This is a genomic window from Pseudomonas sp. GL-RE-26 (assembly GCF_019956275.1).
In the GTDB taxonomy this organism is placed as follows: domain Bacteria; phylum Pseudomonadota; class Gammaproteobacteria; order Pseudomonadales; family Pseudomonadaceae; genus Aquipseudomonas; species Aquipseudomonas grandcourensis.
Genome location: NZ_JAHBDI010000043.1, coordinates 1 through 24164 on the forward strand (window position 1 = coordinate 1; position 24164 = coordinate 24164).

The following is a 24164-nucleotide window of genomic DNA, read 5'->3' on the forward strand; positions in this document are numbered from 1 at the left end:
AGTTTCGGCGGGGGCGGTTCGTCCGGCGGCTGGTGATAATAAAAACGAGCAGGCACTTCACGACATGGCATTACTGACTGAACACGAACAACGCAAGGTGGCCGAGGCCATTGCCCGAGTCGAGCGCGAGACCGACGCGGAACTGGTGACCGTACTCGCGGCCCGCGCCGACGACTATGCATATATCCCGTTGCTGTGGGCCAGCCTGCTGGCGCTGCTGGTACCGGGCATCGTGCATTACTTCACCGGTTGGCTGACCCTGCACAGCCTGCTGCTGGTGCAATGGGCCATCTTCATCGTGCTGTGTCTGGTGTTCCGCCTGCCGAAAGTCACCACCCATCTGATCCCGCGCTCGGTGCGCCACTGGCGCGCCTCGAACCTGGCGCGCCGGCAGTTCCTGGAGCAGAACCTGCACCACACCGAGGGCAGCACCGGCGTGCTGATTTTCGTTTCCGAGGCTGAGCGTTATGTGGAGATCCTGGTGGATGAAGGGATTTCCAGCCGGCTGGATAACAAGAGCTGGGACGCGATCGTCGCGACGTTCACCCAGCAGGTTAAACAGGGGCAGACGCTGCAGGGCTTTGTCAGTTGTGTCGAGGCCTGTGGAGAGTTGCTCAAGGTGCATGTGCCGGTGACCCATGTGCGCAATGAACTGCCGAATCGTCTGGTGGTGCTGGGTTAAGCCAGGGCTTCATCTGCTTTTGTAATGCGCCGCGACACAGTTCCGGAACGTTGTTCGCCGCGGAGCTTGTCTTCAACATCTCTCACATGATGCACGCCCTGCGATGGGCGTTCTATGTAGAGGGAGCTCTTATGAATACGCAACAATCGCTGGATACCTTGGTGGAGGATGCCCCCGGTAGCGCAATGTTCGCTCAGCCGGTGCAACTGACAACGAAAGAGACACAAGCCCTGGAGTGGTGCCTCAAAGGCAAAACGTCCTGGGAGATCGCCAGGATTCAGAGTTGCTCGGAATCCACCATCAACTTCCACTTCTCCAATATCCGCCGCAAGTTCGCCGTCAGATCTCGCAACGCTGCCGTGTTCAAGGCGCTGGAGTCGGGGGTCATCACTGTTGATCCATCGCAGTCGCGAGATACCCATGAGCCTGACTGATTCGACCTACAACAGTATCAGCGGGCTCATGGTGGGGTTGGGTATTGCGACGTTGCCGGTTATCGATGGAGAAGCCCTGTTCGGCGCGACGCTTGGTGCGTGGCTGGTCACGACCACTCGCGCCAACTTCAAGGCTTGGCAGCGCATCGGTTCCTGGTTGTTGTCGGCGGGTGTCGGTTACCTGTTTGCTCCGGTCGCCCAGCCACTGGCGCCTTTTCTGACCGCAGGTGTGACGGCTTTTCTGTGCGCGTTGCTGGTCATTCCCATCAGCATCAAGCTCATGCAGTGGATCGATGGCGCCGGCCTCGGTGACATCCTTCGTCATCTCCGAGGGCGAGGGCAATGACCTTTGAGATGGCAGTTCTGGTGTGGGTGACGGGGGTGGCTCACCTGATCAGTGCGTTCAGGCTGGCGTGTTACCGGCGCGACGAACAACGTTACAACTGGTGCGACAGGATATTGATCAGCTTGTGTGGCGCAGTGTTTTACCTTGCCGGCGTCGATGTATTGCTGGCATTCCTGCCGGTGAGCCCTTGGCATGCAGTGGTGAGTGTTTTTTCATGCGTAATGATTGTTCGCAGTAGTGGCAACATTATTGTTTTGTGGCATGCCTTCAAGCATTGAAACGTCGGACTTCAAGTCAGGTTTTGTTCGAGTGTCCAAGTGTTGCAAGTATGGCGGCCATCTCCGAAAGTTGTGTTTCAAGATCTCGCAGGCGTCGCTTTTCCTCCAATGCGCTTTGTATTGCGCAGCGGTCATCCTCATCAAGCAATCGCCACAGCGAAAGGATGGTGCTTTCCTGCGTTGTTGCAGTTTCCGCAACATTTGCAGGGGCGTTGAGATGCGTTTGCCGCAGCATCGGCCCCTCGCCCAGCAGCAACCAGTCAAGGGAGATGCCGCGAGTCTGTGCAATATCTACGCATAATGAGTATGGCGTGCTGTCGCGGCCTTTCCAGCTACTGAGTGTCTGCGGGCTGATCTGTAGCTCAGAAGACAGGGAAGCGTCAGTTTTTGTGCCCGTAATTTGCTTCAGACGGGCCAGGACAGCTTGTGATTTTTTGCTACGCAATTTGAGCCTCTTCCTTTTGACATATGCTTTTTGAGTGCTTAACGTATGCGTAATGAGTACTTTTTTTCTTGTAAGTAATCAATCATCAACTATGAATCAGAAGAATACGATGTCGAAACTTCCTAATGGTATCAGGGTGATTTCCTACGAGCTTGGCTCGTATCTATTACGTGTCCACCCGTTGCACTTCCTTTTGTCCGGAGGGCGTTATTTGCAGCACCTGTCATTCACGAATTGTGTTTCAAACAGTATTGCGTTTGATCAATTCGATTACCACCGGATGGCCCAAAGGAAGCATGTATGAGTACTTACAAGATGGTGTGCCCACACTGCTTGAGCCGGATGCGCATACGTACCAGCGAAGGACGGCATATTTTCCTGCGGGTGGCGTACCTGCAATGTACGTCGGAGGCCTGTGGCTGGTCGGTGCGGGCCGAGTTCGAAATGACCCATGAGCTTTCCCCCAGTGGCATGCCCAATCCGGCCGTGCACCTGCCGTGCGCCGGACCTGACTTGCGTCGCGCCGCGCGGCCTGTCGCCGAGATTGCTCCGGCGGCGCAAGCGCAACAGGAGTCTTGAGCATGAAGGAGGTTGATGAACAGGCCCATTTGAATGAGGAGCTGTTGACCATAGCGCAGGCGTTTCTGGCCCGTCATGAAGGCGAGGGTGTGATTGATGATCAAGTGCTGTTCTGCCGTGCGGTGAGGCATTTGCAGAGTCTGGATATGCCGATGCACCAGGCGGAGCGGCTGGTCAGCCACGCGTACGGATTACTCAAGTCCAGCAACGATCGCCGACGTCTGGATCTGTCTGCAAGTTCCGAAACTGTCGCCGTGGTCACTGATCCGGCCAACGGTCTGACGTGGGCAGTGCCGGTAGGGTTGATCGTCAAGTTCGTCATCAACTCGCCGACCAATCGCAAACTTCGACTGGTGGAGCCATGAGGTAGCGAAGGTTGGATTCAGGTCCCGATCGGCGGGAACGGGACCTGGTGTAAAATTACTCCGTGCCCAAAACCCTCGTCCCCCCTAAAATACCCGGCATCCCCAGATTCGTATTGCCGAGGCCGTTTTTCCATGTCCGTCACCGCCACTCCCGCCAGCCTCGCGCCGGATCATCACGCCCAGTTCATCGATTTGCTGCAATCCAGCCTCGAGCACAACGCGTTCATCAAACTGGTGCTGGCCAAGTACGTGGGCGATGAAACGGACCTGCAGCGGATCATCATCAAGCCGGTGACGGTCAAGGCGCAGCCTTGCCTGTCTTTTGTCTACCGCTACAAGACCCGCGATATCACCAAGAACCTGCCGTTGGTCGACGGTGTGGCGAACATTGCCGGGCTGCTGCCGGCGTCGTTCAAAAATGCGCATTTGTTGTCGCTGACCGACGAAGCCCAGCTCGAATACAGCAAAAAGGGCAAGTCATCGCTGTTCAAGAGCCAACCTCAGCAATTGCGCGAAGTGCCATCGGCCGAGCACAACCGTGAGAAAAACCGTTTTCTTGACCTGAGCCGGCCGTTTCTCGCCGACCTGGGTGTGACCAACAAACAACATGAACTGATCCCGGCGATGTCGCGCAAGTGGAAGCAGATCAACAAGTTCATCGAAGTGTTCAGCCATGCGCTGACGTCGTCACCCCTGGCGCTGGACAAGCCGGTGCGAGTGGCGGACTTCGGATCGGGCAAGGGCTACCTGACCTTCGCCATCCACGATTACCTGCGCAACACCTTGAAGGCCGAAGGCGAGGTGACCGGTGTCGAGCTGCGTGAAGACATGGTCACCCTGTGCAACACCGCCGCCGCCAGGCTTGAACACCCTGGCCTGGTGTTCAAGTGCGGTGACGTGCGCAGCGTGGCGCCGAGCGAGCTGGACGTGATGATCGCCCTGCATGCCTGCGATATCGCCACCGACTATGCGATCCACACCGGCATCCGTTCCGGTGCTTCGATCATCATGTGCTCGCCGTGCTGCCACAAACAGATCCGCCTGCAAATCCAGAGCCCGGCGCTGCTCAAGCCGATGCTGCAATACGGCTTGCACCTGGGCCAGCAGGCCGAGATGGTCACCGACAGTTTGCGCGCGTTGTTCCTTGAGGCTTGCGGCTACGAGACCAAAGTGTTCGAGTTCATCTCACTGGACCATACCAACAAGAACAAGATGATCCTGGCGGTCAAACGCGCCGAGCCGGTGGACCCGGCCCGGTTGCTGGCGAAGATTCAGGAGCTGAAGGATTTCTATCACATCAGCGAGCATTGCCTGGAAACCTTGCTGCGCGCTGACGGTTTCCTCGGTGCTAAGGCTTGAGCTGAACCCCTGTCGGTAACGTGCCCGGTTGTGCCGGGCGCACTGCTGTCTTGCGTCCCAGCATCACCGTCACGATCACCCCGCCAGCAAACAGCCAGGTAATCGGCTCCACATGTTCACCGAAGAACAGCGCGGAGAAGGCGATGGTGAAGAAGATCTGCAGCAACTGGATCTGACTGACCCGGGCAATCCCGCCCATGGCCAGCCCGGCGTACCAGGCGAAGAAGCCGATGAACTGCGAAAACAGCGAGACATAACCGAAGGCCCACCAGGTCTTGGCGGAAATCTCGCCCTGATGCTGCAGTGCCAGATACACCACCGGCCCGATCAGCAGCGGCGTCGACAGCACCAGCGCCCAGCAGATCACCTGCCAGCCGCCCATTTCCCTGGCCAGTCGGCCTCCTTCGGCGTAACCCAATCCGCCCACTGCAATGGCGCCAAGCATCAGCAAGTCGCCGGCCTGAATGCTGCCGGCACCGCTGATCAGCGCATAACCGAGCACCAACGCGCTGCCCAATGCGGCGCAGGCCCAGAAGGCTTTCGAAGGTCGCTCATGGGACAACCATGCGGCGTACAGCGCTACGCACAGCGGCTGCAAGCCATTGACCAGCGCACCGTGGGACGCCGGCAAGGTTTGCATGGCCCAGGCCGACAACACCGGGAAACCGAGGATCACCCCGGCCATCACCAGCGTCAGGCCTTTGACCTGTTTCCAGGTCGGCCATTTTTCCCGGTGCCACAGCAACAGCAACGCCGCTGGAACCGCCGCAAACAGTGCCCGGCCCAAGCCGTTGAGCAGCGGGTGCAGTTCCTGCACGACGATCCGCGTGAAGGGCAGGGTTAGGCTGAAGATCACAACGCCGAGCAGGCCCAGGGCCATGCCGGTGTTTTCGCGCGAGGACATGATGGCAACCAGAATCGTGGGTGATGGGAGATGTCTTTATCTAGCCATAAACCCGGGGCTTTGGCGCTTACAGCTGGCTACAGAAGTATCCGTACAGTTTTCGCCACACGGTAGTAGCTGGTTATTACCCACACCTGCGGAATGGGACTACCTTGAATACTCCTGCAAGCCCACTTCCAGAGGAGTCTTCCCCATGGCTGCGAAAAAAATTCTGATGTTGGTCGGTGATTACGTCGAAGACTATGAAGTGATGGTGCCGTTCCAGGCGCTGTTGATGGTCGGCCACACGGTGCACGCCGTTTGCCCGGACAAGGCTGCCGGCCAGACCGTGCGCACGGCGATCCATGACTTTGAAGGCGACCAGACCTACAGTGAAAAACCCGGTCACCTGTTTGCCCTGAACTTCGATTTCGCCAAGGTCAACGCCGCCGATTATGACGCGGTGTTGATTCCGGGCGGACGTGCGCCGGAGTACCTGCGCCTGAACGAAAAAGTCCTGGAGTTGGTGCGCGCATTCGACAAGGCCGGCAAGCCGATCGCTGCCGTGTGCCATGGTGCGCAGTTGCTGGCGGCAGCGGGTGTTCTTGAAGGTCGCGAATGCAGCGCTTATCCGGCTTGCGCTCCGGAAGTGCGGCTGGCGGGCGGTACGTATATCGATATTCCGGTGACGGACGGTCATGTCCAGGGCAATCTGGCCACGGCTCCGGCCTGGCCTGCGCACCCGAACTGGCTGGCCGGTTTCCTGCGGTTGCTGGGTACCAAAATCACGCTGTGACGAGGGACAAGTCCATGTGCGAGCTGTACGTCAAAGCCGACCCGATACTCTACGAATCGCGCTCTCGCTCGCTGCGCATCTGCGGGGTGGTCACCACCCTGCGGCTGGAGAATCAGTTCTGGGACATCCTCAGCGAAATCGCCGAGGTCGATGGCATGACCACCAATCAGTTGATCGCCAAGCTGTATGAAGAGGTGATGGACTATCGCGGCGAGGTGGTCAATTTCGCTTCGTTCCTGCGGGTGAGTTGTACGCGCTATCTGAGCCAGCGACGGACGTCGGCGCCGGAGTTGTCGGTGGTGCGGGCGGTGGTGAAATAGCTGCGACCGCATTGCCTCTTTCACGAGCAAGCCCGCTCCCACAGGGATCACATTGAACCTGTGGGAGCGGGCTTGCCCGCGAAGGGGCCGGTACAGGCGACAGAAACACCAGGCTGGTCTTTACTGTGAAGCGCGCAACCTCTCAATCGCCAAGGAGAAACAGCATGTCCGGATGGTATGAAGTGAGCAAAAGCAGCAATGGCCAGTTCAGGTTTGTCCTCAAGGCAGCCAACGCCGAGACCATTCTGACCAGCGAGCTGTACACCACCCACGCCGCCGCCGACAAAGGCATCGCCTCGGTCCAGGCCAACAGCCAGCTGGATGAGCGTTACGAAACGAAAACCACCAAGGATGGCCATCCGTATTTCAACCTCAAGGCGGGCAACCACGAGATCATCGGCAGCAGCGAGGCTTATTCCTCGCCGGCGGCCATGGAAAAAGGCATTGCCAGTGTGAAGGCCAATGGCTCGTCCAAGGTGGTCAAGGACAAGACGTTGCCGGTGCTTTGAGTACAGCTTTCAAATCCAGCACAAATCCCTGTGGGAGCGAGCTTGCTCCGGGCTGCGTTCCGACGATGAGGCCATAACATTAACATCCATGTTGTCTGATAGACCGCCATCGCGAGCAAGCTCGCTCCCACAGTGGTTTTATGTACGGCTGGAGGTCAGCGCAGGGCCTTCAACAGATCTTGCAACTGAGCACAACCGGCCTCACCCAACGGGAACACCGGCAGCCGCGGATCCCCCACATCCAGCCCCGTCGCCCGCAAGCCCGCCTTGATCGTCGCCGGCAAGCCACCCTTGAGGATGAAATCCAGCAGCGGCAACTGGCGATAGAACAACTCGCGTGCCTTGCGCAAATCGTTGGCCAGCACTGCTTCGTACAAATCCAGGTTGAGCTGCGGGATCAGGTTCGGCGCGGCGGTGCACCAGCCTTTTGCACCGGCGGCAAAGGCTTCCAGGGCCAGTGGGTTGCAGCCATTGTAGAACGGCACCTGGCCTTCGCCGAGGCGTTGCAGTTGGTGCATGCGCTGGATGTCGCCGGTGCTCTCCTTGACCATGGTCACGTTTTCCACGGCCTTTACGATGCGCAGGATCAGGTCCACCGACATGTCGGTGCCGCTGGTGGCCGGGTTGTTGTAGAGCATGATCGGCACGCCGATGCTGTCGCCGATGGCGCGGTAATGGGCAAGGATTTCCGCTTCGCTGAGTTTCCAGTAGGACGCTGGCAGCACCATCACCACGTCGGCGCCGTGGGCTTCGGCGAAACGCGCGCGACGCACCGCTTTAGCGGTGGTCAGGTCGGACACGCTGACGACGGTCGGCACGCGTTTGGCCACGTGCCTGATGCTGAATTCGCTGACCTGATCCCACTCCGCGTCGCTCAGGTAGGCACCTTCACCGGTGCTGCCCAGCGGTGCGATGGCGTGCACGCCGCCCTCGATCAGACGATCGATGGAGCGCCCGAGGGCGTCCAGGTCGATGCCTTCGCCATTGGCGGTAAAAGGCGTGATGGTGTAGCCGATGATGCCGTGAATGTTTGCGCTGGACATGGTGTCCCTCCGTTCAATCAATGGGTTCAGTTCAGGCAATCGGCGTGTTGCCGCAGGACCTGTCGGGTGTAGTAGTTGAAAGCGGCGGCGTGGCGTTTCGGCCGGGCAATCCAGTCATGGGCTTCGCGCCCCAGCTCGGGGATGATCGGCTTGATGGTCCCGGCGCTCATTGCCAGCAGTTGCAGCTTCGCGGCGCGTTCGATCAGTTGCGCGATGACACAGGCTTCCTCGATGCTGCTGCCGGTGGACAATTGGCCATGATGCGAAAGCAGGATCGCCCGTTTGTCGCCCAGTGCCCCGGCAATCAACTCGCCTTCTTCGTTACCCACCGGCACACCCGGCCAGCCTTCGAGAAACGCACAGTCGTCATAGAGCGGGCAGAGGTCCATGTGGGAAATCTGCAGCGGCACCTCCAGCATCGACAAGGCAGCAACGTGGGTCGGATGGGTGTGAATGATGCAGTTCACATCCGCTCGGGCGCGGTACACCCAACTGTGAAAACGATTGGCCGGGTTGGGCATGCCGTGGCCTTCGAGCACCTCCAGGTCTTCGTTGACCAGCAGCAGGTTGCCCGCGGTGATTTCGTCGAAACCCAGGCCCAGTTGCTGAGTGTAGTAAGTGCCGGGTTGCGGACCACGGGCGGTGATTTGCCCGGCAAGGCCGGAATCGTGGCCGTGCTCGAACAGGACGCGGCAGGTCAGGGCCAGCTTTTGTCGGGCGGTCCACGTATTATCCGCCAGGGTATTTTGCATTTGGCTCAGCGCGTGCTTGACCAGTTGCTCTTTGGGCAGTGCTAATGTCTTGGCCATATCGGTGTCCTTTGGGTGATTCAATGGACGTCGGGTTTGCCGCTCACCGGTTCCTCGCAAAGTCGTCGGTGAGCGTAAATGACACTAAAGAGGCTATATGACACCTTGTGTCATTGGCAAGGACAAATCGTTGCCTCCTTGATGGATTAATCGCTCTGCATGTCTATCCGTTTGAAATTACTAAGAAAAAAACTTGGCGTGACCTTGGAAGCCTTGGCCGAAAAATCCGGCATGACCAAGAGTTACCTGTCGAAAGTCGAACGCGGGTTGAACACGCCATCGATTGCGGCGGCGTTGAAACTGGCCAAGGCGCTGAATGTGAAGGTCGAAGAGTTGTTCTCTGAAGACAACGTCAGCCTCGACAGCTACAGCCTGGTGCGCAGCCACGAGCGGCAACCTTTGGGGGCCAGTGATAACAATCCCGGTTACGCAGTGCTGGCCCATCAGGTCAGTTCACGCAGCCTGCTGCCGTTCATCATTTACCCGCCGGCAGAATTCACCGACAAGACCTTCAAGGAGCATCTGGGCGAGGAGTTTTTATTCGTCCACGAAGGGCGGGTGGAAGTGGACTTCATGAACGAACGCGTGCTGCTCGATCGTGGCGATGCGTTGCATTTCAATGCGCAAAAGCCGCACCGGATTCGTTCGGTGGGCGAGGTGCAGGCGCAGTTGCTGGTGGTGGTGCATAGCACCGAAGAATGAGCTTGCCTGGTCTTTGTGGCGAGGGAGCTTGTCGGATCGCCGCACCGTCCCGTTCGGCTGCGCAGCAGACGTAAAACCTGCCAAGCATTTTTCATGGAAAAAATGCAGGGGGCCGCTTCGCAGCCCAGCGGGAGCAAGCTCCCTCGCCACTGGGCTCTTCGTTTGCCTCAAACCTCGACCGGAACCGTGAGCTTCGTGCCACCCAGCGCATGGCTCTTCGAATCAAAAAACCGCAACTCCACACCCGTCCCCTCAAACACATTCGCGTAATGCCGTTTCTGGTGCTGGATGAATGCCTTGCTGCGCGGGTAAATCGAGATCGCCAGTACCTGCGGTTTCGCCAGGCGCAGGGCATGGATGATGTGGCTGTCCTGTTCCCCCAGCGCCTGGCCGAAGATGCACAGCGCCTGGCCGTGACCAAGTAATTGCTCGTAGCAGAACGACAGATAGTCCGAACTGCGGATGGTCTTGAGCTTGTCCGCGCTCGGCCCTTCGTTGACGAACAGCGGCACGTCGTCGAGGGTCTTGATCGTGTTGTTGATGGCGAAATTGCCCAGCAAGGTGCCCTCGGTCGACATCAGCTTGCGCGCCGTACCGTCCTGGTTGCGCACCAGATGCAGACCGCCGTGCAGGTACAGCAAACGGGTTTTATCGGTGGCCGTGTCGCTCAGGTCGAAACCGGGCTCGGCGCCCTGGAACAGATCGGTGATTGCCTCAGGCTGGTGTTGCACCGCCCAGTAGTTGAGCAAGTCGTAGTTGGTGGTGAACACCGTGCGGTAACTGGCCAGTTCCTGATTGATGGCTGCCAGCGTCGAAGGCACCACTAGCCGCCACGGGATATGCACCGCATGCACGGTGTTGATCAGCGCTTCCTTGATCGCGTAGTAGCGATTGCGCGGGGCGGCGGAGCTGACAGCCAGGGCCTTGTTGACCCGGCTGGTGGTTTTCAAGGCGCTCAGTACCTGCTCGAAACTACGGGTCTGCATCGCATCGAACACGCTCAGCTCGGATTGGCTCAGGGGTTTTTCTTCAACGGTGCGGGCGTTTTCGAACAGTGACTCGTAGCCGAAATCGTCCCATACCGCGCGACTGGCCCCGTTGCCTACCAGCAAACCACTGAACGAAGTGGTGCTGCGCAAGGCGTTCCAGTCTTCAAGTTGAGCATCGACATCCTGGAAATCGGTCATTGCGGTCTTCGTCTCACGGCAAAAGGTCTGTGGGCGGCGACTTTATCACGACCGGTGCCCGGACCACGGCACGACGCGGGCGAAGAACGCTATGCTGCGACTTCGCCTGAGCCGACTTCGCCGAGTACCCGATGCTGCAAAAAAGCCTGATCCGCCGTCTCGACCTGATCACCCTGCAACTGTTCGTCGCCGTCCATGAAGAGGGCACGCTGACCCGAGCCGCCTCGCGCGAAGCGATTGCAGTTTCGGCGGCGAGCAAGCGCTTGATGGAGCTGGAGGAGGCGCTGGGCATCAGCCTGTTCGTGCGCCAGGCCAAGGGCATGTCCCTGACGCCGGCCGGTGAGACCCTGCTGCACCATGCGCGGCAGATGTTGTTCAACGTCGAGAAAATGGGGCTTGAACTGGGGGAGCACAGCCACGGTGTGCGCGGTTATGTGCGGATGCTCGCCAATCTGTCGGCGATCATTCAGTTTTTGCCCGAGGACCTGCGGGATTTTTCCGAGCGTCACCCACAGGTCAAGACCGACCTCGAAGAACGCCCCAGCGCCGGGGTGATTCAGGGCGTGCTCGACGGGGTGGCCGACCTCGGGATCTGTTCCATTGACAGTGACATCAAGGGCCTGCACAGCGTGCTGTATCGCCAGGACAAACTGGTGGTGCTGATGCCGCCGCATCATCCATTGGCGAGCCGGTCGAGCGTGGCGTTCGCCGATACGCTCGACAGTGATTACGTTGGATTGCATGCCGCCAGTTCGATCAACATGCGCACCCACGCGGCGGCGCGCCAGGCCGGCAAGGTGCTGCGGGTTCGTATTCATGTGCCGGGGTTCGATGCGATGTGTCGGATGATCCAGGCCAACATGGGCATCGGCATCCTTCCGCAGCGCGCCTTTGAATTGTTTGGCCGGGCGCTGGGGTTGCACGCGGTGCCGTTGACGGACGAATGGTCTGATCGGGCGCTGATTCTGGTGGTGCGTGATGAGGCGTTGCTGTCGCCGGTAAGCCGGATGTTGTTTGAGCATTTGCGGGGGCCAGCCTGATAGTTCTCGGCTGAATGGGCGGGCCTCATCGCGAGCAAGCTCGCTCCCACATTGGAATGCGTTCCCCTGTGGGAGCGAGCCTGCTCGCGAAGGCGGCCCCGAGGCCACGACAATCTTCCAGAGCGTTCGCATTTCGCGAACGCTCGTTGCCAACTGAAGGTTGGATTCCCGAGCCCCCTGTCCTCTAGCCTTGGCTCATATTCCAAGAACAAGAGGTACCCCGCGATGACTGCCCCCTTGAGTGCGATCAAAGTGATCGAGATCGGCACGCTGATCGCCGCGCCGTTTGCGGCGCGCATGCTGGCCGAGTTCGGCGCCGAAGTGATCAAGATCGAAGCCTTGGGCCAAGGCGATCCCCTGCGCAAATGGCGCAAGCTGCACGAAGGCACTTCGTTGTGGTGGTACCTGCAATCGCGCAACAAGAAGTCCCTGGCGCTGAACCTCAAATCCCCCGAAGGCATCGAACTGGTCAAGCAACTGGCGACCAGCGCCGACGTGCTGATCGAAAACCTGCGCCCCGGCGCCCTGGAGAAACTCGGCCTCGGTTGGGACGTGTTGCACGCGCTCAATCCCAACCTGACGCTGGTGCGGATTTCCGGTTACGGCCAGACCGGTCCGTACCGCGATCGTCCGGGGTTCGGTGCTATTGGCGAGGCCATGGGCGGGATTCGCTACACCACCGGCACCCCCGGTTCGCCGCCGGCGCGGGTCGGCGTCAGCCTTGGCGATTCCCTGGCATCGCTGCACGCGGTGATCGGTGCGCTGATGTCATTGTTGCGGGTCAAGACCGGGCAGGGTGGCGGGCAGATCGTCGATGTGTCCCTGGCCGAAAGCGTGTTCAATGTCATGGAAAGCCTGGTGCCGGAATACGACATGCTGGGCCATGTGCGCGAACGCAGCGGCGGTGCCTTGCCGGGGATTGCGCCGTCCAATACCTATCTGACGGCCGACGGCGCCTACGTGGTGATCGCCGGCAACAGCGATCCGATCTACAAGCGCCTGATGCAAACCATCGGCCGCGCCGATCTGGCCGAGGCGGCGGAATTCGCCCACAACGACGGGCGTGCAGCCAAGAGCAATCTGCTCGACGCCGCCATCACCCACTGGACCAGCAGCCTGCCGATCGATGAGGTACTGGCCGCCCTGGAAGCCGCCGAAGTCCCGGCCGGGCGCATCTACTCGGTGGCCGACATCGTCGCCGATCCGCACTATCAGGCGCGGGACATGCTGCTCAATGCCGAGCTGCCCGGTGGCGCCACGGTGAAGATGCCGGGCATCGTGCCGAAACTCTCCGAGACGCCCGGCGGCGTGAACTGGTCCGGCCCTGGTTTGGGCCAGCACACCGACGGCATCCTCGCGCAATTGGGCCTGACCCCAATGGACATCGAACGCCTGAAAGTCGAAGGAGTGGTGCAATGATCACCGATTATTCCGACAGCCTGATCGTGCAGGAAGTGTCCCCGCGCGACGGTCTGCAAATCGAGCCGACCTGGGTTGAAACCGACGACAAGATTGCCCTGATCGATCAACTGTCGCAGGCCGGATTCAGCCGCATCGAAGCCGGTTCGTTCGTGTCGCCCAAGGCCATTCCGGCGCTGCGCGATGGCGAACTGGTGTTCAAGGGCATCGCCCGGCAACCGGGGGTGATCTACGTCGCGCTGATCCCCAACCTCAAAGGCGCGCAACGGGCGCTGGCGTGCCGTGCCGATGAGCTGAACCTGGTGATGTCCGCCAGCCAGACCCACAACCTGGCGAACATGCGCATGCGCTGTGAAGATTCATTGGCTGCGTTCGGCGAGATTGTGCAGTTCGTTGGCGACAGTCCTGTGCGACTCAACGGCAGCATCGCCACCACCTTCGGCTGTCCGTTCGAAGGCAAGATCGATGAGGACCGGGTACTGCACATCGTCGATGCCTATCAGGAACTCGGCATTCAGGGCGTCACCCTGGCCGATACCACGGGCATGGCCAATCCGCGTCAGGTCGACCGGCTGGTGCGCCGGGTGCTGCAGCGGGTGTCCCCGACGGACCTGACCCTGCATTTTCACAACACCCGCGGCCTTGGCCTTTGCAACGTGCTGGCCGCCTACGAGGCCGGCGCCCGACGCTTCGACGCGGCTCTCGGCGGCCTCGGCGGCTGCCCGTTTGCGCCGGGGGCGTCGGGAAACATCTGCACCGAGGATCTGGTGAACCTGTGCGACGAAGTCGGCATTCATACCGGTATCGATCTGCCGCTGCTGTTGAAACTGTCCCGAGGACTGCCGGCGCTGCTCGGTCATGAAGTGCCCGGACAACTGGCCAAGGCCGGGCGCAATTGTGATTTGCACCCGACACCCTCCTGACCAAGCCCGCTCCCACAATAAAAAAGCACCTCAACCAGACAACAAAAACAATCGGACACCCAAGGGAAGTCCGCCTGGAGAAACGCAATGACCCTAAATGCACTGGAGGCCGGCGCGAGCCCGGCCGTTAGCCACGACGAAGAAAAAGCCCTGGTCAGCAAAGTCGCCTGGCGTCTGATGCCGCTGATCATGGTCTGCTACCTGTTCGCGTTTTTCGACCGCATCAACATCAGCTTCGCCAAGTTTCAGCTGCAGACCGACCTGAGCCTGAGCGACACCGCTTACGGCCTGGGTGCCGGGTTGTTCGTGGTCGGTTATGTGATTTTCGAAGTGCCCAGCAACATGATGCTGTACAAGGTCGGCGCCCGGCGCTGGATCGCCCGGATCATGATGTCCTGGGGCTTGGCCACGGCGGCCATGGTGTTCGTCAACAGCGAATGGCAGTTTTATGTGCTGCGCTTCGTGATCGGCGCGATGGAGGCGGGGTTTGCCCCGGGCGTGCTGTATTACCTGACCCTGTGGTTCCCGCAGCACTATCGCGGGCGCATTACCTCGATGCTGTTCCTGTCGTCGGCGTTCGCCGGCCTGGTGGGCGCGCCGTTCTCGGGCCTGGTGCTACAACACCTCGACGGCGTGCTGCAAATGCGTGGCTGGCACTGGCTGTTCCTGCTTGGTGGCGTGCCGTGTATCGGCCTCGGTTTGCTGGTGCTGACCCTGCTCAAGGATCGCATCGAAGACGCCCATTGGCTGACGTCATCGGAGAAGACCCTGCTGGCCAGCCGCATCGCTCAGCATGAGCCGCACAAGAGTGGCGGTTCGCTGCTCGCCGCACTCAAGATTCCGGGTTTCCTGACCTTGGGCCTGATCTATTTCCTGATTCAGGTGGCGTCCTACGGCCTGAATTTCTGGGCGCCGCAACTGATCCGCAGCGCTGGCACCGAAAGTCCGGTGATGATCGGCTTGCTGACGGCCATCCCATATATCTGTGGTGCCATCAGCATGGTGGTGATCGGACGCCTGTCCGATGCTACTGGCGAGCGACGCAAGTTTGTCGCCGGTCTGGTGGCAGTCGGCGCGGTCGGGTTCTTCTGCGCCGGGATCTTCGCCAACCACACGACCTTCCTGATTATCGCGCTGGGCCTGCTCGGTGCCGGGATCATCGCTTCCATCCCGAGCTTCTGGACCCTGCCGCCGAAACTGCTGGCCGGTGCCGGCGCGGGTGCTGCCGGCGGGATTGCGGTGATCAACACCCTGGGCCAGTTCGGTGGCATCGTCAGTCCGGTGATGGTCGGCCGGATCAAGGACCTGACCGGCAGCACCACACCGGCGCTGTATGTCATTGGTGTCTGTGCGCTGATTGCGGTGGCGCTGTTGCTGTGGGGGTTGCCGCAGAAGTTGCGCACACTCGATAAGTTTTAAAAGATCGCAGCCTTCGGCAGCGCCTGCTCGGACCACGCATCCCCGTAGGAGCTGCCGGCGGCTGCGATCTTTTGATCTTCAAGAAGTCGCTGTCATCGCTTTTTGCGCAGTGTCACTGAACTGAATCAACACCACCCCGGCCATCAACAGCACCACCCCAACCACCTTGGGCAAGGTGACCTGACGCTCCACCAATCCAAACCAGCCGTAGTGATCCAGCAACAACGACGCCACCACTTGCCCCGCCAGCGCCAATGCCATGAACCCCGCGGCACCCAGCTTGGGCAGCAGCACCAATGCCAGGGAAATGAAGATCACCCCAAAAGCGCCACCGGCCCACATCCAAAGCGGCGCCTTGCTGATGAATGCCAGTGACGGCAACGGCAAGCGCATCGCAACGATGATTGGCAACAGCACGATAACGCTCACCAGCAACGAGGCGAGCGTCGCCCACAACGGATGGCCCAACCCGCGCCCGAGGTTGACGTTGATCGCGCTCTGAAACGGCACCACCGCCCCGGCGATCATCGCCAGCCCCATCAGACCGGCCCAATGCAACGTACTCATGATCGATCTCCAGCAGGTTTTTCTGGACTCTAGGGTATTCGTCGCGCAGATTTAAATTCCGTTTTGCTATTCAGAACATGCAGCAGATGAATGATCTTCGACGCATCGACCTCAACTTGCTGGTGATCCTCGACGCCTTGCTCAGCGAGCAACACGTGACCCGGGCGGCCGAGCGTCTGCACTTGAGCCAACCAGCGGTCAGTCATGCACTGGCGCGTTTGCGTGACCTGCTCGGCGATCCGCTGCTGGTGCGCGCCGGTGCCGGCCTTGTACCGACTGCGCGAGCATTGGAACTGGTGGCACCGCTGGCCGAAGCCCTGGCCCAGGTGCAAGCGCTGCTGGCGCCGAACGCCTTCGATCCCGCGACCACCCGGCGTACCTTCCGCCTGGCGATGTCCGACTACGGCGCTGCCATTGTCTTGCCGGGACTGATCCGAACCTTGCGCCGCGAAGCGCCGGGCATCGACCTGCAAATCAGCCATGGCAGCCGCGAAAGCATGCTCGAAGGCGTGCTCAACGGTGACATTGACGTCGCCGCCGGTGTATTCCCGGAAATGCCCAACGAATTGCGCAGCACGCCGCTGTTCGAAGAGCACTACGCCTGCCTGGTGGACCGCAACAGCCTGCCTGCCGAGGGTGTCCTCGACCTGCCCACCTATCTGGCACGCCCCCACGTCCTGTTGGAAATGCGCGGCAGCGGCACCCCGGAGATCGAGCGTGCACTGACCGCCTTGCGCGAACGCCGGCGTGTCGCCATCAGCCTGCCGCACTGGAGCGTCGCCCCGCAGCTCATCAGCGGCACCGACCTGATCCTCACCGTCGCGTCGCGCGGCTTACGCGATACCGATGAGTCCTCGTTGGTCGTCGTGCCGCCGCCGTTTCATATTCCGTCGTTCACCTTTGTGCTGGCGTGGCATAAGCGGCGCGGTGGGGATCAGGCGTTGAACTGGTTGAATCGCAGGATTGAGGAGGGGATCGAACGCTAGAAGCTTTTCTAAAATGGCCTTTACCAACTGGAAGGTGGCAGGCGACGTGTATGAAAAATTCGTAGTACCTGAAGCCGACCTTGGCGAACCCGGTAGGGAATCAAATAGGGGCGATCAGGCATGACCCATTCCCGGGTGCCGGGTAAGCGTCCCTCACGACCCGTCGCTGGAAATCGGGCAAGGTGATCAACACTGGCGAGAATCGCCTGGACAAAATCTGCTGCAGCTTTTGGATTTTCGATGGCGATGTACGCGGCTTCGTCATCCAGATTCTTTAACGCCGTACGCAACCACTCAACGCGCATTCGCCGTCCACTTGTCGGCCATTGCGTTCACTTCGTCTTGTGTCGCGAAGTCACCTTCATCGGCTTCTTTCAAGGCTTTCTGAATTTCCTCGATTTGCCACGCTTCACGGGCCAGGTATTCACGCAGCGCATCCACCGCCAGAAATGATTTGCTGCGGCCCGTTGCTTTGGAAAGACTCGCGAGAGTATCGGCTATTTCGTCTGGTATGCGCAGGGACATAACTGACATGGTGATCTCGATGTAGTGGTTTGTAATACAACATACTACAGTGTCATGCAGGGGGGGAGGCCAGCCCCGTTTGTCAGTCGTAACAAATGTTCTTGCGGTAGTGCTGAATCCTTCCGTCTGCCGTGTGCGGATTTGGACGTTTTTCGTTGCCAATCTCATAGGTGAAACCTGCGTTGCACCTGAAAACCTCAAAGGTCTTAACCCCATGCTCACAGGCCTCAACCACCTGACCTTCGCCGTCACCGACCTGAACCGCAGCGTGGCGTTCTACCAGAGTCTCCTGCAAATGCGCCTCGAAGCCACTTGGGATACCGGCGCCTACCTGTCGCTGCCGAGGTTGTGGTTGTGCCTCTCCCTCGACCCGCTACGCCATCCCGAGCCCGCCGCCGACTACACCCATTACGCTTTCAGTCTCGATGCGGCGGATTTTCCGCGTTTCGTCGAGCGCCTGCGATCCGTCCAGGTTCACGAATGGCGCGACAACTGCAGCGAGGGCGCATCGTTCTACTTCCTCGACCCGGATGGCCACAAGCTGGAAGCCCATGTTGGTGACCTGGCGTCGCGCCTTTCGGCCTGCCGGCAGCGGCCGTATGCGGGGATGAAGTTCTTCGACAATCTGTAAGTCGATGTTGCGGAGCCTGATATAGACTGGTGGCCATTCACCATGCCGTTCATAAGGACTTCCCATGACCCCATCGTTGCTAATGGCCGTGCTTGCCTCGGGTTTTATCTACGGCATCACCCCGGGGCCGGGTGTGCTGGCGGTGTTCGGCATTGGTGCGGCCCATGGACGACGGGCCGGGGCGGGGTTTCTGTGCGGGCATTTGCTCGGCGATGTGGTGTGGTGCAGCACGGCGCTGATCGCGATTGTCGGTGCGCGGGAGATCGGCAGTACCGCGTTCGACGTGCTCGGTGTGCTCAGCGGCCTGTACCTGTTCTGGCTTGGCTGGCGTGCGGTGCGCGCCCGACGCAGCAGCGTTGATGCGCCGCAGGGCCCGGCGCGGCAGCCGTTCTGGCACGGCATTCTGTTTGGCTTGACCAATCCCAAGGCCTATCCGGTGGCGGTGGCGACGTTCACGGCGTTGCTGTCGAGCCGTGCGGAACTGCTCAACTGGTCGATGCTGCCGGCGCTGATCGCCCTGAGTTTCGTTGGCGGTTTGCTCGCCTACGCTATTCTCATTGGCATTGTCGGTGCGCGGCGGGTGCGCAGCTTGTACCAGCGTCATGAACTGGCCATCACCCGGTTGTGCGGGGTGATGTTCATCGGTTTCGCCATCAACGCACTGGTACATGCGTTGCCGGGGCTGATGCCGAACAAGGCTTGAACGTGATAACAAGGATGCAAGACTGACAGGGCAGGGATGGTTGATGAGCGCTGCATTATCGGGACACCCACGCTGAACCATGGAAAACCGGAATTCCGCGCCGCTGGCGAGCTATATCGATCTGTTGCTGGACGCCGTCTGTGCGGTGGATAAGCAGGGGCGCTTCGTTTTTGTCAGCGCGGCGTGCGAGCGCATTTTCGGCTACAGCGCCGATGAGATGATCGGCGAGACGATGATCGACATGGTGCATCCGGGCGACCGCCAGCGCACCCTTGACGCCGCCCGGGAAATCATGGGCGGCGAACCCAAGCTCAACTTCGAAAACCGCTACCTGCGCAAGGATGGCCGCGTGGTGCACATCCTCTGGTCGGCGCGTTGGTCCGAGGACGATCAGTTGCGCATCGCGGTGGCCCGCGACATCACCGAACGCAAGCAGGCCGAATCGCGGCAGGCAGCGTTGTATGCGATTTCCGAAGCGGCCCATGCGGCAGAGGATCTGCTGGCGTTGTTCAAGCGCATCCACATGATCATCGGCGAATGGCTGCCGGCACTGAATTTTTCCGTGGCGCTGTACGACGAGCACTGCGCGCAGCTGAATTTCCCTTATCACGTCGATGACCACGAGCCACGGCCCGAACAGCCCGGAACCATGACCGGGCGCTTGTGCACCGAGGTGATCCGTACGGGGCAGCCGATCCTGTTGACCCCGGACCAGTGCACACCTCCTGCCGGCTTCGAAGCGCTGTTGACCGAGCAGAACGCTCCGTGTTGGCTGGGTGTGCCGCTGAACTCGCAAAACGGCACCATCGGCGCGTTGATCGTCAAAAGCATACCGGGCGGCGAGCGCTACACCGAGCAAGACAAGGAACTGCTGCAATACGTCTGCGCCCAGGTCGCGACCGCCATCGAGCGCAAGCAACTGCATGCCCGCCTGCAATACATGGCCCAGTACGACCAACTGACCCAGTTACCCAACCGTGAACTGCTGCGCGACCGGCTCAAGGCATCACTGCAAGTGGCCCGGGAGGACCGCGGGCGCATGGCGCTGTTGTACGTCGACCTCGACCGTTTCAAGCACGTCAACGACACCCATGGCCACGCGGTCGGCGACATGCTGCTGCAGGCGGTGGCCAACCGGCTCAAGGGCTGCGTACGGGAAACCGACACCGTGGCCCGCATCGGCGGCGATGAGTTCGTGGTGTTGCTGCACAGCATTCGCGCCGCGGACGATACCGACATCGTGGTCGAGAAAATCCGCCAGGTCCTGGTCCAGCCCCTGCGCCTGGACGGGCACAGCGTGAACATCCAGCCAAGTATCGGCGTCGCCCGATACCCCGATCACGGCACCGAAGAGAAGCAATTGTTCCGGCATGCCGACGAGGCGATGTACTGCGCCAAACGCGAGCATCACCTGCGACTGGTCTGAAATCCAGGGCACCGTTCGTCGTGGCATCCACGTAATTTTCTAAACCTTTTGGGACGCGCAAATTCAGATTCTATGCGGGCCACAGCTCGCCGCGACTACCACCAAGAGGAAGAGAATCATGCCTAATTCAAGAAACTCGAACTCGGGGAACTTTGCCAACGATCGAACGAAGGCCTCTGAAGCCGGTCGCAAGGGTGGGAAAACCACCACTACGACCGTCGATAAAGACCCGGCGAAACCCGACATGGGTCGCAAGGGCGGTCAGAAATCCCGCTAAAGGATGCAGGTGGTTTTGATTGAGAGGCGGGGGCGAAAGCTCCCGTTTGAATTTGAAGAGGAGGGCGCGACCATGAACCGGATGGCCACCCGATTATGTAATACCAGTCTTGCCACGTTACTGGGCCTGTTTGCCAGCAGCGTCTTTGCCCAGTCGACTGCCGAATTCATCGACGAGGCCTCGGCAAAAGGTATTGCCGATATTGAAGCAAGTCGCCTGGCGCACCAGAAAGCCGAGTCCAAAGAGGTCAAGGACTACACCATTATCGTCATCAACGACCGCACCACGGCGAACCAGCACCTGGCGAAAATCGCCAAACAACTGGATATACCGGTCGCCCCCAGGGAAGAAATTGTCGAAAAGGCCAAAGCCCTGATGCCACAAGTCATGGATGGGGCGACCTATGACGAGGCCTATACAGCCAGTCAGGTGAAGACCACGCAGGAAGCCATCGATCAGCTGCAGCAGGAAGCGCAGACCACCGACGTGCCGCAAATCAAGGCGTTCGCCGAAGAAACCCTGCCTAAATTGCAAAATCATCTGCAAATGGCCAAGGCGTTGCAGGCCAAAAGTTGAACGGAAGGATTGAACACAAACGGCGCGGGACTTCACTCACGCGCCGTTTTTCTTTTCAGCACTGACTCAGGCGCGGCTTGGGGTTGTGCGTTGGGCTCAGGCCATTGAGGTCGAACACTTCGTTTTCACCCACGGCGCGGTAATGCCTGCGCAGCGTCTCCAGGAACGTCCGGGGTTACCGGCCCAGAGGGCGAGTTTCTGCGCGTTTTTTGCGAATTTCATGACCGTGTTCTTTGTAGGGGATGAACCTGAAGTTCAGGCATCGGTGGCGAGATGAAAGTTCGGCTGGTTTTGCAACCCATTGAAGCACGACGGTGGGCAAGATCTTAATTCTTGGTGGGATTCTTCCTTTGTGTCGGTTTGTGTCTAGTATCAATGGCAGTCAATTTGCCAGCATGTGTTCACACGGATCGAAACCGGAAAAGAGGCTACTCATGGAATTCTTCGAAAAGTTAGCAAGTCTCGCTGCCAAAGTTCGTTTGCAGAGCGCTGCCATTCAAACGGAAGAAGCGACCAAGAATGCTTTTGTCATGCCCTTTATCAGCACGGTACTGGGCTACGATGTTTTTGATCCGACGGAAGTGACACCTGAATTCGTTTGCGATATTGGAACGAAGAAAGGGGAGAAAATTGACTACGCAATCATGAAGGCAGGCGAGGTTCAGATCCTCATCGAGTGCAAGAAAATAGGCGAGCCACTGCACATCAATCATGCCTCCCAACTGTTTCGCTATTTCCATGTCACCAGCGCTCGAATCTCCATTCTCACCAATGGCCAGGTCTATAAGTTTTTCACTGATCTGGATGCGCCGAACAAGATGGACGAGAAGCCATTCCTTGAACTCGATCTGCTGGATATCGACGAATATTCCGTCCCAGAGTTGGTGAAACTCACCAAATCTGCATTCGATGTGGATTCGATCATCAGCGCCGCAGGTGAGTTGAAGTACGTCAGCCAAATCAAAAAGGTGATTGCTTCTCAGGTCAGCAAGCCGGACGACGATTTTGTGAAAGTCTTCGCTTCACGTGTTTACGACGGGGTGATTACTCAAAAGGTCCGCGAGCAGTTCCATGAGCTCACGAGAAAGGCCGTGGTGCAGTTTCTCAACGAGCAAATCAATGACAGGCTCAAGTCGGCAATGAGTGGCGCCATCCAGCCTGCGCTCGCCTCTTTACCGGTCGCTACCGGTGACACTGAGCAACCCGATGTTCGAGATGAGTCAGAGGACAAGGTTCTGACGACATTGGAAGAGCTTGAGGGCTATCACATCGTCCGGGCCGTGGTTCGGTCGGTTGTTGATGCCAAGCGGATTGTTCAGCGCGATACACAGAGTTACTTCGGCATCCTGCTCGACGACAACAACCGCAAACCAATCTGCCGATTGCACTTCAACCGATCACAGAAATACATCGGCATATTTGACGAAGAGAAGAATGAAACTCGGCATGCAATCAACTCCGTTGATGACATTTACGAATACTCGGATCATTTGAAGAAGACCGTCGGGTACTACGATTAAGATTACTGTCAAACGACGAAAAAACTGGTTAATAGAGCCTAGGCCGATCAGTTAAGGTCAAAAACTGTGGGAGCGAGCTTGCTCGCGATAGCGCCATGTCAGTCGACGACGATGTTGACTGTGCAATCGCCATCGCGAGCAAGCTCGCTCCCACAGAAGTTTTCGCACCAAAGGTGGAATAGAGCAGAACCTATTGGCCGATGTATCGTAGCGAGCTGGTGGTCTGCCCAGATCACGACAACGTACCGACAGGAGAACGCAATGAGTTGGTCCGCCAAACAGTACGTCGCTTTTGAAGATGAACGCACCCGTCCCGCCCGTGACCTGCTGGCGGCCGTCCCCGCCGGGGATGTGCGCTCGGCCATCGATATCGGTTGTGGGCCCGGCAACTCCACCGAGTTACTGGTGGAGCGCTTTGCCGGCGCCACGGTGCGTGGGCTCGACAGTTCCAGCGACATGATCGACGCCGCTCGCAAGCGCTTGCCGCAGGTGCAGTTCGACATCGCCGACATCGACACCTGGAATGACAGTGGCCCGTTCGATGTGATTTTCGCCAACGCGGTGTTGCAGTGGGTGCCGGATCACGCCACGTTGCTACCTTCGCTGGTGAGCAAACTGGCGCCGGGTGGCAGCCTGGCTGTCCAGATGCCTGACAACCTGAATGAACACTCGCACCGCTTGATGCGTGAAGTCGCCGCTGATGGTCCATGGGTCAGCAAACTGGCAGGTGCCGCCGGGCAGAGGACCGAAATGGCCGATGCCAGTGGTTACTATTCGATATTGAAAGCCTGTTGCACCCGCGTCGATGTGTGGCGCACCACTTACCATCATCCGCTCGCGGGCGGTGCGTCTGGCGTGGTGGAGTGGTTCAAGGGCAGTGGCTTGCGGCCGTTTCTCGATCCGCTGGACGAGTCGGAACGGGCGCAGTATCTGAAGCAATATCAGACTGCTATCGAGCGGGCGTATCCGGCCTTGGCCGATGGTTCGGTGCTGTTGCCATTTCCGCGACTGTTTATCGTCGCGACCCGCTGATGCAAAACAGGGACAGTTGATGCGCGTCATCTGCCCCTTTTTACGGTTTGGAAAAATCACTGTGGCTTGTTCTTTTTTGAGCGCCGGGCACTCAAGTACTCAAAGGCAAGCGAGGCAAAGCCGAACAACCCGATCAATGAAATGATCATGATTCCCAACTCTGAATTGTGCATGTTGATCTCGAGGCGAAGGATGAGCCGGGAGAATAAGGGAACTGTTGCCGGGCTCAACGAGGGTGTAATTAGTTTTGTGTAAACGGTCATTTGGCAGGAGACTGCCTACCCCAAGGAAATCCAATGACCGAGCCAAAATCCAAGCGCGCCAAACGAGTCAAACCTGATCCTGAACTGGTTAAATTGGCCGACAGCCTGCTGAGCAATTAC

At 59.2% G+C, this 24164-nt stretch carries 31 protein-coding genes; 23 read left to right on the plus strand and 8 right to left on the minus strand.

From position 1 onward, the window contains the following. Positions 1-64 precede the first annotated feature (64 nt). The 4 genes from KGB07_RS22015 to KGB07_RS22030 all read left to right on the plus strand — a co-directional run bounded on the left by KGB07_RS22015 (position 65) and on the right by KGB07_RS22030 (position 1740). Positions 65-682, plus strand: coding sequence for a TPM domain-containing protein (locus KGB07_RS22015; protein WP_223466552.1), 618 nt, complete (start codon positions 65-67; stop codon positions 680-682). Positions 683-813: 131 nt separating this feature from the next. Continuing rightward, positions 814-1116: a helix-turn-helix domain-containing protein gene (locus KGB07_RS22020; RefSeq protein WP_052960567.1), complete on the plus strand. Its 303-nt coding sequence runs from the start codon at positions 814-816 to the stop codon at positions 1114-1116. After that, a complete protein-coding gene (locus tag KGB07_RS22025) occupies positions 1103-1462 on the plus strand; it encodes a putative holin (protein ID WP_046041489.1) in 360 nt (119 codons plus the stop codon). Before KGB07_RS22020 ends, KGB07_RS22025 begins: the two co-directional genes overlap by 14 nt. Beyond that, complete coding sequence (locus KGB07_RS22030; protein ID WP_046041490.1) at positions 1459-1740, plus strand: phage holin family protein; 282 nt, start codon at positions 1459-1461, stop codon at positions 1738-1740. Before KGB07_RS22025 ends, KGB07_RS22030 begins: the two co-directional genes overlap by 4 nt. A 16-nt stretch (positions 1741-1756) precedes the next feature. Here KGB07_RS22030 and KGB07_RS22035 read toward each other — a convergent pair whose 3' ends face one another. After that, positions 1757-2185 carry a helix-turn-helix domain-containing protein gene (locus tag KGB07_RS22035; RefSeq protein WP_052960565.1) on the minus strand — a complete coding sequence of 143 codons (429 nt, stop codon included), beginning with the start codon at positions 2183-2185 and terminating at the stop codon, positions 1757-1759. A gap of 300 nt (positions 2186-2485) precedes the next feature. Between KGB07_RS22035 and KGB07_RS22040 the strand changes: the two genes are divergently transcribed. The 3 genes from KGB07_RS22040 (at position 2486) to KGB07_RS22050 (ending at position 4488) form a co-directional block, all read left to right on the plus strand. Beyond that, the gene (locus KGB07_RS22040; RefSeq protein ID WP_046041491.1) at positions 2486-2764 is read left to right on the plus strand and encodes an ogr/Delta-like zinc finger family protein; all 279 of its coding nucleotides are present in this window, start codon (positions 2486-2488) and stop codon (positions 2762-2764) included. Positions 2765-2766: 2 nt separating this feature from the next. Then, on the plus strand, positions 2767-3129 hold the full coding sequence (locus KGB07_RS22045) for a hypothetical protein (protein ID WP_046041493.1): 363 nt from the start codon (positions 2767-2769) through the stop codon (positions 3127-3129). 132 nt (positions 3130-3261) lie between these two features. After that, positions 3262-4488 carry a class I SAM-dependent methyltransferase gene (locus KGB07_RS22050; protein WP_046041495.1) on the plus strand — a complete coding sequence of 409 codons (1227 nt, stop codon included), beginning with the start codon at positions 3262-3264 and terminating at the stop codon, positions 4486-4488. Here the strand turns inward: KGB07_RS22050 and KGB07_RS22055 are convergent. Then, on the minus strand, positions 4478-5392 hold the full coding sequence (locus KGB07_RS22055; RefSeq protein WP_046041497.1) for a DMT family transporter: 915 nt from the start codon (positions 5390-5392) through the stop codon (positions 4478-4480). The genes KGB07_RS22050 and KGB07_RS22055 overlap by 11 nt on opposite strands. Before the next feature lie 193 nt (positions 5393-5585). On the opposite strand from KGB07_RS22055, the gene KGB07_RS22060 reads away from it, so the two are divergent. The 3 genes from KGB07_RS22060 to KGB07_RS22070 all read left to right on the plus strand — a co-directional run bounded on the left by KGB07_RS22060 (position 5586) and on the right by KGB07_RS22070 (position 6996). Beyond that, on the plus strand, positions 5586-6167 hold the full coding sequence (locus tag KGB07_RS22060) for a DJ-1/PfpI family protein (RefSeq protein ID WP_046041499.1): 582 nt from the start codon (positions 5586-5588) through the stop codon (positions 6165-6167). A gap of 14 nt (positions 6168-6181) precedes the next feature. Further along, positions 6182-6487 (plus strand): ribbon-helix-helix domain-containing protein, encoded by a 306-nt coding sequence (locus tag KGB07_RS22065; protein WP_008051823.1) that lies wholly within the window; start codon positions 6182-6184, stop codon positions 6485-6487. 164 nt (positions 6488-6651) lie between these two features. Continuing rightward, complete coding sequence (locus KGB07_RS22070) at positions 6652-6996, plus strand: YegP family protein (RefSeq protein ID WP_046041501.1); 345 nt, start codon at positions 6652-6654, stop codon at positions 6994-6996. Positions 6997-7151: 155 nt separating this feature from the next. Here KGB07_RS22070 and KGB07_RS22075 read toward each other — a convergent pair whose 3' ends face one another. After that, positions 7152-8039 (minus strand): dihydrodipicolinate synthase family protein, encoded by an 888-nt coding sequence (locus KGB07_RS22075; RefSeq protein WP_046041503.1) that lies wholly within the window; start codon positions 8037-8039, stop codon positions 7152-7154. Positions 8040-8065: 26 nt separating this feature from the next. After that, entirely contained in the window at positions 8066-8848 is a 783-nt protein-coding gene (locus KGB07_RS22080; protein ID WP_046041505.1) for an aldolase, read from the minus strand. 159 nt (positions 8849-9007) lie between these two features. Between KGB07_RS22080 and KGB07_RS22085 the strand changes: the two genes are divergently transcribed. Next, positions 9008-9550 carry a helix-turn-helix domain-containing protein gene (locus KGB07_RS22085; RefSeq protein WP_046041506.1) on the plus strand — a complete coding sequence of 181 codons (543 nt, stop codon included), beginning with the start codon at positions 9008-9010 and terminating at the stop codon, positions 9548-9550. A 167-nt stretch (positions 9551-9717) separates the two neighbouring features. Here the strand turns inward: KGB07_RS22085 and KGB07_RS22090 are convergent, their stop codons facing one another. Continuing rightward, a complete protein-coding gene (locus KGB07_RS22090; protein ID WP_046041508.1) occupies positions 9718-10737 on the minus strand; it encodes a DUF4917 family protein in 1020 nt (339 codons plus the stop codon). Between the two features lie 131 nt (positions 10738-10868). On the opposite strand from KGB07_RS22090, the gene KGB07_RS22095 reads away from it, so the two are divergent. The 4 genes from KGB07_RS22095 to KGB07_RS22110 all read left to right on the plus strand — a co-directional run bounded on the left by KGB07_RS22095 (position 10869) and on the right by KGB07_RS22110 (position 15538). Next, complete coding sequence (locus KGB07_RS22095; RefSeq protein WP_046041510.1) at positions 10869-11777, plus strand: LysR family transcriptional regulator; 909 nt, start codon at positions 10869-10871, stop codon at positions 11775-11777. 225 nt (positions 11778-12002) lie between these two features. Further along, positions 12003-13196, plus strand: coding sequence for a CaiB/BaiF CoA transferase family protein (locus KGB07_RS22100; protein WP_046041512.1), 1194 nt, complete (start codon positions 12003-12005; stop codon positions 13194-13196). After that, complete coding sequence (locus KGB07_RS22105) at positions 13193-14119, plus strand: hydroxymethylglutaryl-CoA lyase (protein ID WP_046041514.1); 927 nt, start codon at positions 13193-13195, stop codon at positions 14117-14119. The genes KGB07_RS22100 and KGB07_RS22105 overlap by 4 nt, the downstream gene beginning before the upstream one ends. An 87-nt stretch (positions 14120-14206) precedes the next feature. After that, a complete protein-coding gene (locus KGB07_RS22110) occupies positions 14207-15538 on the plus strand; it encodes an MFS transporter (protein ID WP_223466546.1) in 1332 nt (443 codons plus the stop codon). A gap of 78 nt (positions 15539-15616) precedes the next feature. Here the strand turns inward: KGB07_RS22110 and KGB07_RS22115 are convergent, their stop codons facing one another. Beyond that, the gene (locus KGB07_RS22115; protein ID WP_223466547.1) at positions 15617-16105 is read right to left on the minus strand and encodes a DMT family transporter; all 489 of its coding nucleotides are present in this window, start codon (positions 16103-16105) and stop codon (positions 15617-15619) included. A gap of 77 nt (positions 16106-16182) precedes the next feature. Between KGB07_RS22115 and KGB07_RS22120 the strand changes: the two genes are divergently transcribed. Beyond that, positions 16183-17091, plus strand: a complete 909-nt coding sequence (locus tag KGB07_RS22120) for a LysR family transcriptional regulator (protein WP_223466548.1) — start codon at positions 16183-16185, stop codon at positions 17089-17091. 20 nt (positions 17092-17111) lie between these two features. Here KGB07_RS22120 and KGB07_RS22125 read toward each other — a convergent pair whose 3' ends face one another. Both KGB07_RS22125 and KGB07_RS22130 read right to left on the minus strand, forming a co-directional pair. Next, entirely contained in the window at positions 17112-17396 is a 285-nt protein-coding gene (locus tag KGB07_RS22125; RefSeq protein ID WP_080925325.1) for a type II toxin-antitoxin system RelE/ParE family toxin, read from the minus strand. Continuing rightward, positions 17386-17625 carry a CopG family ribbon-helix-helix protein gene (locus KGB07_RS22130; protein ID WP_046041519.1) on the minus strand — a complete coding sequence of 80 codons (240 nt, stop codon included), beginning with the start codon at positions 17623-17625 and terminating at the stop codon, positions 17386-17388. The genes KGB07_RS22125 and KGB07_RS22130 overlap by 11 nt, the downstream gene beginning before the upstream one ends. Before the next feature lie 205 nt (positions 17626-17830). On the opposite strand from KGB07_RS22130, the gene fos reads away from it, so the two are divergent. From fos to tam, 7 genes are all read left to right on the plus strand, one after another. Next, complete coding sequence (fos, locus tag KGB07_RS22135; protein WP_223466549.1) at positions 17831-18247, plus strand: fosfomycin resistance glutathione transferase; 417 nt, start codon at positions 17831-17833, stop codon at positions 18245-18247. Positions 18248-18311: 64 nt separating this feature from the next. Continuing rightward, positions 18312-18950 (plus strand): LysE family translocator, encoded by a 639-nt coding sequence (locus tag KGB07_RS22140; RefSeq protein ID WP_046041522.1) that lies wholly within the window; start codon positions 18312-18314, stop codon positions 18948-18950. Between the two features lie 79 nt (positions 18951-19029). Next, entirely contained in the window at positions 19030-20376 is a 1347-nt protein-coding gene (locus tag KGB07_RS22145; RefSeq protein WP_046041523.1) for a bifunctional diguanylate cyclase/phosphodiesterase, read from the plus strand. 118 nt (positions 20377-20494) lie between these two features. Continuing rightward, positions 20495-20653, plus strand: coding sequence for a KGG domain-containing protein (locus KGB07_RS22150; RefSeq protein ID WP_007982976.1), 159 nt, complete (start codon positions 20495-20497; stop codon positions 20651-20653). A gap of 72 nt (positions 20654-20725) precedes the next feature. After that, complete coding sequence (locus tag KGB07_RS22155) at positions 20726-21229, plus strand: DUF4142 domain-containing protein (protein ID WP_223466550.1); 504 nt, start codon at positions 20726-20728, stop codon at positions 21227-21229. A 434-nt stretch (positions 21230-21663) separates the two neighbouring features. Next, the gene (locus KGB07_RS22160; RefSeq protein ID WP_046041526.1) at positions 21664-22749 is read left to right on the plus strand and encodes a type I restriction endonuclease; all 1086 of its coding nucleotides are present in this window, start codon (positions 21664-21666) and stop codon (positions 22747-22749) included. 261 nt (positions 22750-23010) lie between these two features. Further along, the gene (gene tam / locus KGB07_RS22165) at positions 23011-23781 is read left to right on the plus strand and encodes a trans-aconitate 2-methyltransferase (RefSeq protein WP_046041527.1); all 771 of its coding nucleotides are present in this window, start codon (positions 23011-23013) and stop codon (positions 23779-23781) included. Positions 23782-24164 lie beyond the last annotated feature (383 nt).